This is a genomic window from Clostridium sp. MCC353, from assembly GCF_018785315.1.
Classification (GTDB): Bacteria; Bacillota; Clostridia; order Lachnospirales; family Lachnospiraceae; genus CHH4-2.
In genome coordinates this window covers 40383-52792 of sequence record NZ_WQPN01000059.1, presented here as the reverse complement: position 1 = coordinate 52792, position 12410 = coordinate 40383, and the positions used below count along the sequence as shown (strand labels likewise).

General features: G+C 35.2%; 12 protein-coding genes. All 12 read left to right on the top strand.

The genetic code is table 11. The features are described 5' to 3' along the window. The coding region (locus GPL15_RS11935) for a sulfatase-like hydrolase/transferase (protein WP_215698894.1) at window positions 1-583 on the top strand (583 nt) is incomplete at its 5' end. 186 nt (window positions 584-769) lie between these two features. Continuing rightward, entirely contained in the window at window positions 770-1795 is a 1026-nt protein-coding gene (locus GPL15_RS11930; RefSeq protein ID WP_215698893.1) for an acyltransferase, read from the top strand. 405 nt (window positions 1796-2200) lie between these two features. Then, the gene (locus GPL15_RS27445; RefSeq protein WP_252198336.1) at window positions 2201-2584 is read left to right on the top strand and encodes a hypothetical protein; all 384 of its coding nucleotides are present in this window, start codon (window positions 2201-2203) and stop codon (window positions 2582-2584) included. Window positions 2585-2752: 168 nt separating this feature from the next. Further along, window positions 2753-2959, top strand: a complete 207-nt coding sequence (gene tnpB, locus GPL15_RS11915; RefSeq protein ID WP_215698891.1) for an IS66 family insertion sequence element accessory protein TnpB — start codon at window positions 2753-2755, stop codon at window positions 2957-2959. A 27-nt stretch (window positions 2960-2986) separates the two neighbouring features. Next, window positions 2987-3385, top strand: coding sequence for a transposase (locus GPL15_RS11910; RefSeq protein WP_346344954.1), 399 nt, complete (start codon window positions 2987-2989; stop codon window positions 3383-3385). A 158-nt stretch (window positions 3386-3543) separates the two neighbouring features. Then, complete coding sequence (locus tag GPL15_RS11905; RefSeq protein ID WP_215698897.1) at window positions 3544-4512, top strand: glycosyltransferase family 2 protein; 969 nt, start codon at window positions 3544-3546, stop codon at window positions 4510-4512. A gap of 5 nt (window positions 4513-4517) precedes the next feature. Next, on the top strand, window positions 4518-6077 hold the full coding sequence (locus tag GPL15_RS11900) for a hypothetical protein (RefSeq protein WP_215698890.1): 1560 nt from the start codon (window positions 4518-4520) through the stop codon (window positions 6075-6077). A gap of 206 nt (window positions 6078-6283) precedes the next feature. After that, window positions 6284-7204: a glycosyltransferase family 2 protein gene (locus GPL15_RS11895; RefSeq protein ID WP_215698889.1), complete on the top strand. Its 921-nt coding sequence runs from the start codon at window positions 6284-6286 to the stop codon at window positions 7202-7204. A 7-nt stretch (window positions 7205-7211) separates the two neighbouring features. After that, window positions 7212-8012, top strand: coding sequence for a glycosyltransferase (locus GPL15_RS11890; RefSeq protein WP_215698888.1), 801 nt, complete (start codon window positions 7212-7214; stop codon window positions 8010-8012). An 11-nt stretch (window positions 8013-8023) separates the two neighbouring features. After that, window positions 8024-9229, top strand: a complete 1206-nt coding sequence (locus GPL15_RS11885; RefSeq protein WP_215698887.1) for a hypothetical protein — start codon at window positions 8024-8026, stop codon at window positions 9227-9229. Window positions 9230-9844: 615 nt separating this feature from the next. Further along, window positions 9845-11326, top strand: coding sequence for a hypothetical protein (locus GPL15_RS11880; RefSeq protein WP_346344952.1), 1482 nt, complete (start codon window positions 9845-9847; stop codon window positions 11324-11326). Next, window positions 11323-12282: a hypothetical protein gene (locus tag GPL15_RS11875; RefSeq protein WP_215698885.1), complete on the top strand. Its 960-nt coding sequence runs from the start codon at window positions 11323-11325 to the stop codon at window positions 12280-12282. Before GPL15_RS11880 ends, GPL15_RS11875 begins: the two co-directional genes overlap by 4 nt. Window positions 12283-12410: the final 128 nt, after the last annotated feature.

Sequence of the window (12410 nt, the reverse complement as noted above, 5' to 3'; positions counted from 1 at the left end):
TGAGAAATTATTTGTGTTTAATGTTACTATGCAAAACCATGGAGGCTATGATATAGATAATGGTAGTCTGGAAGAAAATATATATGCTCTTAATGGAAACAATAGAGTCGCTAATTGTTATCTTTCTCTTATAAATGAGTCCGATAATGCATTAAAATATTTAATTGATTATTTTTCAAAAGAAGATGAAAATACAATGATTGTATTTTTTGGTGATCATTTACCAGCTTTATCAGATAGTGCGTATCAAGATTTAATGGGACAATCATTAGAGGTCCTTAAAAAAGATATTGAAATGTATCAAACCCCATTTTTTATATGGACTAATTATAATTTAGAAGTTCGAAATATCGATTATATAAGTTCTAATTATCTGGGTAGTATTATTTTAGATGAAGCTAATTTACCACTACCTGTGTATCAACAATATTTACTGAATCTTTATGAAGCAATACCTGTTATAGGATATCAAGGATGTTTTGATTATGAAGGTAACTTTTATTCTTATAACGATTTACCTTTTGAATTGCGAAAATTATTAGATCAGTACGAGTGTATGCAATACAATCATATAAAATATTAATAACTGCTAAGGTATAGAGTTGGTATTAATACTTACTCAATATATAGTAAGTGCTTAATTTCACCTATGAAACTGGTGAGAAGCAGTCTCATAACTACAGTAAAAGGAACGATAACTGCTCTTTTTAGTGCCGGAATGAAGGGTTGTAAACTGTATGTACATATTAAAAATGGGGGTTAATGTAGTATGAAATTTGATAAGACGCAAACAAATATTTGTAAAGGAATAGCAATAATATTAATGATAATTCATCATATTTTTCCCAATATGGAAGGATATGGATTAAATGTTTTTGGAATATGGATTATGCCTCAATTAGCAATTTTAGGAAAAATTTGTGTTTCAATATTTTTATTTTTAAGTGGATATGGTTTATTTGAAAGTTATAAAAAAAGATCCTTTGAAATAAAAAAATTCTATGTAAAAAGATTAAAAACTATTTATATAAATTACTGGATGGTCTTTATTATTTTTACTAGCATAGGATGGTTTTTTTATCGTAATATTTTTTTGAGTTTTTTACAATATCCATTTAGTCCCTTGAAAAATTTGATCATAAATTTTTTAGGTATACAATATTTTTATAATGGTTATATGGGATATAATCCTTCTTGGTGGTTTGTCTCTGAAATCTTATTACTTTATTTGCTTTTTCCTTTAATGAAAAAAATGTTGGAGAATAAAAAGGGGACAATTATTTTAGTAATTTTTGCTCTGCTGTTTTATAGCCTTTTTAATAAAATACAAATAAATGATTTCTATGTTAATCTTTTATATTTTTGTCCTTTTATTATTGGTGCTTTTTTTAGCAAATACGAAATTTTTAACATTTGTTATAAGCATTTATCGATTAAAAAAAGCAATATAGTTTGTTTTGTGATAGTTACATGTATTATTAGTTTTTTCCGTATAAAAGTTGGATTAAATGGTTGGGGGATTAGAATTGATTGTATATTGGCACCTCTTTATTGTTTGATTGAAAACTACTTATATGATAATAAAAATGATGATAAATGGTATAACATGCTAGCTTTTTTAGGCAAGCATTCATTTAACATTTATTTAATTCATTTGTTTATTACAAATATGTATACGACACCCTACATTTATAACTTGAATTCCCCCTTTTTTATGGTGACTGTCACAATAATGATCTCCCTATTTTTTTCGTATTTTATAGAAACAATAAAAATAATTTTGAAGATAGGGTAGGGGTTACCTTCCTCTTTATTAAGTCTTTTTTGGTGTACATGTCGATTAATGAACTCAACTTATTGTTTTCGCAAGTGGCGCATACAAGCGGAATATACAGTTTTAGCAATCTGTTGAAGAATTCGATCCGTGTGTATATTCCGACCAGTGAATACCATCTGCACGGTCATTTAGAACCACTATAACGATGAGAAGGAGCCACCTTCACGGAAGGTGGGCCATTCCCATAAATTTCGCTTATAATGAGTTTGGCACATACTTGCGTGACTATCATTATAGGAGGAGTAAACGCTAATAACCAATATCTTGCCCATAACTAAATTTCATGGCATAATTACTCCATAGTTTAAAGTATAAAAAGTTGAGTACTAAACTTTTTATACTTGCTACAAGGAGGTTAGTGCTATGAAGACCAAGGCAAGATTAGTTGCCGAATCTGTTCGTTTGAAACAATGGAGTCAACAAATCCGTGAATGTCAAAATCGTCCGGCTGGCTTGACAATGGATGGCTGGTGCAGGCAGCAAGGAATTACCAAAGCTAACTACTATTTTCGACTTCGTCGTGTCCGTCAGGCAATATTAAACTACTCAGCAGAAGAAAACTCGAATCGCAAACAGATTTCTGATTTTGTAGAGTTGTCCGTCCTGTCTGGCTGTTTGTCTCTGGCAATACCCAGGGAACAGACAATGCGGAAAAGTCAGTTGCATCGGCCATTATCCGTGGAAACAATGGTATTGCGATTGATGTTTTCCCTGAAACATCACAAGAGTTGTTGCACATTCTTGTGAGGGCTTTAGCTCATGCTTAATGACGGAAGGGATTTAAAAAGAGCTACCTGGTGATCGGCTACACGGATCTGCGCGGCGGAATTGAGGCTCTGGCAGGAATCATCTGTTTTCAGTTTGAGCTGGATCCGTATGACAGGAATACTCTTTTCCTTTTCTGTGGAAGGCTCTGTGACCGCATCAAAGCACTTTTATGGGAAGGTGATGGTTTTTCTTCTGATTTATAAATGCCTGGATAACGGTGCATTTAACTGGACCAGATCCAAAGCGGAGGCAGTAACCATTTCGGAAGATCAGTTTCAGATGTTGATGCAGGGGCTGGAAATAATCGCAAAGCATCCGATATCAGAAATGGCTGATCCGACCAAAGCAATGTAATCTTTGTGCAATTCGCAGATTTTAAAAATGCATGAAGTGCCGGCAAACGGGAAACTCCGGGTAGGCTTTACTTATGCCTTAAATCAGGAACGGTATCTGACAGTGTTCCTTACAGACGGAGACGTTCCCATTGACAATAATGCCAGCGAAAAAGCCATCCGTGTATTCTGTGTAGGGAAGAAAAACTGGCAGGTAATCGACACCATTAACGGGGCAGCCAGCTCCGCGATCATATACAGCATCGCTGAGACAGTGAAGGCAAACAATCGAAAGCCGTATGATTATTTTGAGTATCCGCTGACCGAACTGCCAAAGCACGCAGATGACCTTGAGAGAAGCTTCCTGGAAGATCTGCTTCCTTGGTCTAAGAAACTGCCAGAGCACATACGAAAACCGAAAAAGCAGGGCTCAACGGGCTGCACATAACTGCGGCCCCATAATTGTAAAGGTACTGGTTATTGAGCGTTTACGGTATGGACATATAATGCCTATTTTGAAGGCTGGGAGATTTTGGATGACTATTATAAAGCATATTACGATTTACCATCGAACTGTAAATTGATATGGGAGTAGAAAATTTGGAGATGGAAAATATATTGTATATTGTAATACCTTGTTATAATGAACAGGCTGTTTTACCTGAAACTGCAAAACGGCTTGAAACTAAGGTGAAAAAGTTAATCATACAGAATAAAATCAGAGAAACTAGTAAAATAGTTTTTGTTAATGATGGTTCTAAGGATGATACTTGGAATATAATCTCAGATTTGTGTCATAAAAACTGTATTTTTGGTGGAATAAATTTAAGCTGCAATAGAGGGCACCAAAATGCTTTATTTGCTGGTTTAATGATGCTAAAAGATTATTGTGATTTCTCCATTTCTCTGGATGCAGATCTTCAGGACGATATTGATGCAATTGATTCAATGGTAGACCAATATATAGACGGTTGTGATATTGTATATGGTGTAAGAAGCAAACGAGAAACAGATACATTATTCAAACGTTTTACTGCAGAATGCTTTTATAAAGTTATGAATTGGCTCGGGGCCAATACAATATATAATCATGCGGACTATAGGTTGATGAGTAAAAGAGCTCTTGAAGGTTTATCTCAGTTCAAAGAGGTAAATCTATTTTTAAGAGGTATTGTGCCTATGATTGGATATAAAACAGGTATTGTATACTATGAGCGAAATGAGAGGTTTGCCGGAGAAAGTAAATATCCTTTAAAGAAAATGTTAGCGTTTGCTTTTGAAGGAATAACCTCATTAAGTGTAAAGCCTATCAGAATTATTACGCTCTTGGGATGCCTGGTTTTTATTATGAGTATGATAATGTTGGCATGGAGTGTATCTGGTTTCTTCCAGGGAAATACAACGCCAGGATGGGCAAGTCTTATGGTTTCAATTTGGGGTATAGGCGGTCTGTTAATATTATCTATTGGTATTGTAGGTGAATATATAGGTAAAATCTATTTAGAAACAAAGCAGCGTCCCAGATTTTTAATTGATGAATTTTTAATTGATGCAGATGAGAAAAGTGAGGAATGATTATAATGGTGGAATCAAAGACAACTAAGATAATGGGGGGATTAAATGCCATTATATATTACGGGTGTATTTTAGCATTTTTATTAATCTGGTTAGATCTTGTATTTATAGATACGAGTATTCCTTATTATTGCCAAGTGAATTGCGGTTGGAGTAATAAAATGATTGTATTATTTTTAATTCCATTAATAGCATTGTTGATTTTTATTATACATAAGGCAAACTTAAAAATGAGAAAAATATCAGACAGAAAATTTTTAATGATTTTATTAGTTAGTGGTGTGATGTTGTTCTTATTACAAGTTTTTATTTCTTATAATATTTATTTTTATACTGAATGGGATTGCGGCACATTAATGAAGGCAGCTTTAACAATAGTCAGAACTGGTTCACCTCAAAATTTTGAAGGCGTTTTATCCCTCTATCCTAATAATAGAACATTAACAGCAATTATGGTATTGATTATGAAGGCAGCGTTAGCATTTGGGATAGAAGAGTTGTATTTTCCTGGTATTGTAGTTGCGAACGCTGTTGTTAATATTGCAGGTATATTTACAGTTCTGTCTGTAAGAAAGTTATCTAAAAGTGTATTGATACCATGGATCAGCTGGATTTGTTACATTTTGCTTGTAGCGTTGTCACCATGGATCACAATTCCATATTCTGATGCATATGGAATTGTTTTTCCAGTGTTGGCATTCTATTTTTATATTACTTTTAAAGATTGTAAACTGTCGAAATGGATGCTTGTAGGATTATTTAGTTATTTGGGTATGTTAATTAAACCAACCACTGTTATTGTTTTAATAGCAATCCTGGTTGTTGAATTGATTGGATCTGTATCGAATAAACACCAATTTTTTGATTTGATGAAATATTGTATGCCTATGCTTGTAATTACATTTTTAGTTTCACAACTAGCAGCTGTTGGTGTGACTAGGATATTAAATGCAGAGCTAAATAAAAATTTAGAAGTTCCTATGACACATTATTTGATGATGGGTATGAATGTTGAAAAAACAGGTGGAAACTCGGCAGAAGATATAAATTACACAACTAGTTTTTCTACTTTGGAAGAAAAAAAGGAAGCAACTCTTCAAGTAGCTAAACAGCGTATATCAGAGATGGGCTTATCAGGTCTTGCACAGTTAATAAAAAAGAAAACTTTGGTAAATTATAATGATGGCACTTTTGCATGGGGAGCAGAAGGTGGTTTTTACGCAACGATATTACCAAAGGATAATCAGACGGCAATAAGTTTACGGAATTTATATTATCACGATGGGAAGTATTATTATACATTTTATATGGTATTTGTAAAAATTATATGGATATTTGTTTTAACATCTATATTAGGGTTAGGTATAAAAAAGAAAGATGATATAAAAATTAGTGAGATGATCGCCTTGTTAAGTATTTTTGGACTTACTCTGTTTTTGTGGATTTTTGAAGCTAGGGCAAGATATTTGTATTGCTTTTTGCCAATGTATATAATTTGTGCATCAGTAGGTCTTGATAATATAGTAGGAAGATTTGAGACGAAGGGATTAAAAAAAATGTCATAACAACAGAACTTACATTACCTGTAATATTAGGATATACAAAGTATACTTGTTACAGTGATAAAATAAGTGATGGAGATTTGTCCCCCTATCCGGATTATTGGGGAAACGTTATAATTGCTCGGTATTATGACGTTGAAACTATTTATATGGAACAATAAACATTATTCCATTCACTGGTTCTGAAATCCATGAAAGGCTTAAATAGAATGATAGGCATAATAATTCTAAATTACAACAATTGGAATGAAACCCAGGCATGCATAGAAAGCGTCCTGCAAAATCAGCCTCAACAAAAATATAGGATATTCTGTGTAGATAATGGCTCCACAATAAAACCAGACAATCATACTTCGGAACTATTGCGCCACCCCGACATTACCACGTTTTACAATCCTACTAATATCGGCTATGCCGCCGGAAACAACATTGGTATAAAAGCCGCCAAAGAGGCCGGATGTGATGCTATTTTGATAAGCAACAATGATATAAGATTCTTCGATGGAACAATTACTGGCATGTATGAATATTTGAAATCCCATCCTTCGGTAGGCATCGTGGGTCCAAGGATTGTTGACAGAGATGGTAATACGCAGAAGGCCAACATGTGTCTGAAAACCGGAATGAAGGAGAATCTTTTATTAAGAACCAGGTTTCATGTTTTTTTTCCAGGATATAATCGAAGGTATTGGGGATTGAACTATGATTATGACCGGGAAACTTTTCCGGTACATGCTGTTTCTGGCTGTTGTTTTATGATGTCGGGAGCATGCGCAGAGGATGTAACCCCTTTAGATGAAGGTACTTTTTTATATGAGGAAGAATTTATTCTCGGAATTCATATGGAACAAACTGGATGGAAAACCATGTATGTACCGCAATTTTCAGTTCAGCATTTACATGGAGCAAGTACGAAACATGTCAAGGTTTTCGCTTATACCTGCAATGTGAACAGTGAGATATATTATTGCAGGAAATATTTAAAAGCATCAGGTATTTCATTATGGGCCCTGTATTTTTATAGAATTATTATATATTTACTTCATTGTCTGCATGTAGTAGAATATAGGGCAGGATTAAAAAAATTTATTAAAGAGACATGGTTATATATGATGGACCGAAAGCTATAGGTTGAATATGATGGTTGATATTTCTGTGATAATGGCGATACACAATGAAGAAAAAGGTTTGATTTTAAGGGCGGTGCAGTCCATACTTAATCAGACTTATCAGAATTTTGAGCTGATTCTCTGCAATGATGCATCAAATGAGGAGATCTCTCTTTTTTTAGAAGAAATAGTAGATTTAGATTCGAGAATCAGTCTGATTGTTAATAAGGTTAATGAATATGCTGCCAGGACCAGAAATAAAGGAATTGCTGCGGCACAGGGGAAATATATAGCGATAATGGATGCGGATGATTATTGTTATCCGCATCGATTGGAAACGGAGTTCATTTTTCTGGAGGCAAATCCCGGTTATGACTTTGTGTGCAGCGATGCGGAATTATTCGATGGCAGCAATGTTTTACCTAGTCAATACCGTTTAAAAGCAGAACCTCAGAAAGAAGATTTTTTATGGTCGATGCCATTTGTCCATGCCACCGTTATGATAAAAAGGGAGTGTTTACTGAAAGCGAATGGGTATTCAGCAGCCCGGGTCTGTAGAAGGGCAGAAGATTATGATCTGTTTATGCGTTTGTATGCACTGGGCTATCGGGGATATAATCTGCAGGACGTTTTATATCAGTATTATGTAAATGTGGAGATGATGAGGAAAAAAAGACGGTACCAATATCGGATTGATGAAGCGATTGTACGCTTGGGGAATTTTAGAAAATTGGGGTTAATGCCCAAAGGGATTCCTTATGTGATAAAACCGTTATTAGTCGGTCTGATTCCGCACCGGTTAATTTGGAAATTGAAAGAAAAACGCTAAAGCAGCAGCCTATGAATGATAGAATAATGACATTAAAACAGAGTGAGGAATATTTCATGACAGCAGAAGTGTTTTTTTTACTATTTGTATTTTTAAAACAATTTTATATCTTACCTTCGGGAAATTTAGGCATTGGTGATGCATGTTTGGCAGTATCATGCCTTTTTTTAATGTTATCAAAAATCAAGAAAAAAGAGCCGTTTTTAAATTTAAACCAGGATTTCTGGGGACTGGCATTTATTATATGTGTTGTTATAATTAATTTCATCAATTTTATGATTTATAAACAACCCTCTTTTTTGATATATATATTATACTGGATCTACAATGCCTGCGCTATAATCTGCTTTAAAAATCTTATAAATAAAAAATTTCTAAGAAAGTTAGCCTTCGTTTTAAAAGCGTCTATTTTGCTTCAATTCCTCCTTTACATAACTGGGGTTGGCAGACAGTTCTATGAGTATTGGGGGGGGATACGATATATGGGAACATTCAATGATCCTAATCAGCTGGCATTCTATATATTCTCTGCAATGCTGCTGATCTATATCTATTCCTGTAAATATAATGACAGAACATTTCCGGTATTTTATATTTTATCTGTGTGGATTATAGCTGTGTCAAAGTCCACAGGAATATTTGTAGGTATTTTCCTGTTTACAGTTGGTATAGGGATATTGAAGTTATGGAAATTCTATCAATCCGGACGTTTGCCAAAGAAGTTCTGGGTGCTGATTGGAGGATGTTTAGCAGTAAGCATTATTACTGGATTATATATTATATGGCCTTCAAAGGACTTTGCAATACAAAACAGTGATTTTTCAATTTTGTCCAGAATACAAGAAAAAATTTTTAAATTAACACAAGGAGGTATTGTTAGTTTCTTATATGACCGGGGAGCTGAAAAGATAATCTTATACCCTCAATATATGCTGTGGGGCGCTGGCGAAGGATATTATGAGCGGTTTACATTAGCAGCTTATGCTAATGAAATACACTCCAGCTTATTCAGTATACTGTTTTGCTATGGAATAATACCAACTATATTTTTAATTAAATGGTTATGGGGGTATTTAAAGCAAGGAAGCAAGGGGGAAATGGCAGGAGTTTTTGCCTTGTTGGGAGAAAGCCTTTTTCTAGTTAATTACCGGCAGCCATTTTTCTGGATGGTGATAGTTTTGCTGGAGAAAAATGTAAAAAATGATACCGAAGTATGATATAATTAGAAAAACCCTTCAAGGAGAACCACAATGCCAAATTCCCTAGACCTAATCTACGCCTACAACGCCACCTGGGGCCCTCCCGAGTTCCAAAACACCGCTTACCCTCTCAGCGGCAAATACAAGATTAAATATAACCAAAACGAGAACTCCCTGAACATTTCCCAAAACCAGGACTATATGGATGATTTCTGGGGCGGCAATATCGTCAGCTGTTTTGCTGTAGTCGGGGAAAATGGTTCCGGCAAAACGAATTTGATGAATTTTTTAATGTACTCTCTCAAAGATATGAAAGAAGCCCTCAAGCCCCGAAGTGAATTTATGATGGTGTTTGAGCATAGAACAGGCGGAAAAGAGGAGATTCTGCTCTGTTGTACGGGACAATTCGCTTCAATTCAGGTGAATTCCCAAAATCTGAAGATCAAAGTGATCAAAAAGATTTTTATTAAGGGAGAACCGCTGGATTTTCTGGATGAGTATGAGATTTCTTATTTCCATAACCCTCTAACTCAAAATGATTATCAATATGAGAAGAAATGCAATTATGATTTTTCTGCCGGCCGTTTGATCTATGAGCATTTTAACATGACTTATGAAATGCATTATGACGGTTTGAATAAAGATAAAATCATGAATTATTTCTCTCAGGAAGCATTTCGGATTATTGAATTTCTATACGGGTATGCCTTAGACAGCCAGACGAAGACTCCATTTCCTTTACCCCAGGCAATTACGGTGAAAATTGCGGATGGGGGCTATCATAAGGATTATCTTATGAAAGAAGCAGGGAAAATACGCGTAAACAAAGAGGACGAACCGGTATTTAGTGAAAAATTAATTGCTTTGCAGCAAGGATTCAGTAACCTGAAAGACGAGTATGGTACAAACTGGGCGGCTCAAGCAGTGATAAATGTTATACTAAACAGCTTTAAGAGAATGATTATTCCCTGTGCAGTGCCCTATGACACGCAAAAAGCGCAGGAGAACTGCCTGTTTTTTTGTAATACCTGCGACTTTTTGAAACATAAAGTGCATTTAAAAAAATATACTGTTTATTCAGCATCGAGGAGGATATTAAATTCTTTAAAAAAACATTTTTTTGAACATAAGGAATATCTTGAAAAAGCAGATGAATTTATTAGCTGGCTGGAAAGAAACCAAGATAGGATAGAAGCGTACCAAACCTGGGATAACAGGGGGATCAGCTTTAAAACTGGGGCGGAAACAGAGGACTTTATATTACAGTTAATAAAGCATTACTCCAATCTTAATTTTGATTTTCCTTTTTTGGAGTTTTCTTTTGGCGTCAGCACAGGGGAGTATTGTTTTCTGTCTGTATTTTCCCATCTTTTCTCTATGGTGAATACGAAGCAGAGAATTACCAATGTATATAACTACTCTCCGTTATCATGGGCAACCAGCAATGTCCTGCTGATACTGGATGAAGCGGATTTGTCCCTGCATCCCCGGTGGCAGCGGATGTACATAAAATGGATCACAGAGTTTTGTAAATCCCTGTTTCAGTGGATTGAGGTAAAAATAATAATCACTACCCATTCCCCCATCCTTTTATCGGATTTTCCGTCCAACAGCGTATTATATCTAAAAAAAATGAATGGGAAGACAGAGACGTTTACGGACATTGCTGATACGTTTGGAAGCAACATATACACTCTGTTTTTGAATTCGTTCTTTTTGGATGAAGACGGAACGATGGGGGCTTTTGCGGAGGAGAAGATTAATGAGGCCGCCAGTATTTTGCTAAATCATGGTGATGAGTTTCGCGAAAAGAGGGAGAAAGTTAAAACAATTATCGATTATATAGGTGAAGGGCCTGTTAAATCCAAATTGGAGGAATTATATTACGATGAACTGTCGCGGAGACAAATGTTTCATAATCAGAAAACTGATCACCTAAAATCAGAAAGTCAATCATCTAAGCGTACGGCCTATAAAAATCAAACCTCTTTCAATCAGGCATCTGAAAAAGACAGTGGATCAGCGGATCATGGGATTACGGAAACCATTGCAAAGTTGAGACGACAAAAAGAAGAGCTGGAATTGATTATAAGTAATCTGGAGAAAAAGCTGTGATTAGAATTTACGTGAATGAAGAGAAAAAAAGAAGAATAGAGAACATATTCTGGCAGGACGCTCAAAAGGCCAAGACAGGGCTTGTTAATGTTTTGAAGGACAAAGCGGTTATCAGGATCTTAAAACGTAATCATAGTAAAATTTATAACAGGCTGTATGATCCAAAGTCAGGAGTTTTAGATGAAAATGAAGTGAAAAAACTTCTATTCGCTGACCGGGAGGAATTAAAAGAATATATAGATGAATTTGGCAGTTATGAAGGGAGTAAGGCCCTTTTTGAAGAACTGGTAAATCAGGTGTTTCGGTATAAAAATTTTTCAGAACGCCAAAGCGCTGTGAAAATTCTCAGAGAACTGGACATATATACTTGTCCTTACTGCAACCGGCAATATATTTTTACGTTGAAAAATGGTAAAGTACGCCCCCAATTTGACCACTATTATCCTCAAAGCCTGTATCCGTATCTGGCACTGTCCCTGTACAATCTCATTCCCAGCTGCAGTATCTGCAACCAGGCTAAGTCTTCTTTGGACACTGTGACATCGCCCATACTCTATCCCTATGAAGAGGAATTTGGTTATGATGTGAAGTTTCAGGTGGAGATCGGTAAAAATGAGAGTTACACCAGGATTATGCAGGGAATATCGGATGATTTTGAAATCAAGGTTTACCCTGAGGGACTGGATGTTGTTGACAATCAGATGGAAAAGCTTCATTTGAACGAATTATATCATGAGCATAAAGGGTATGTGCAGGATATTTTGAAATCCTATTACATAAATCCGCCGGAGCGGATTCAGGAGCTGTATGATAAATTTGGAGATTTATTCAGTTCAAAAGAAGAAATAAGAGGTCTGCTTTATATGTCTGCTTTGGATAAAGCTTCATGGGGCAGCAGGCCATTATCCAAACTGACATATGATATTGATAAACAGCTTGAGAGAAATAAATTTTAAACGGCCTTGAATATTGGCCTTGAATCTGCATCAGAAGCCGACTGGACGAAAGGACAATAATCTGATAATATGGAACTATAATTCTTTAGGAATAGAGAGAAACAAAATGTTATGTTAAAGCATAACAA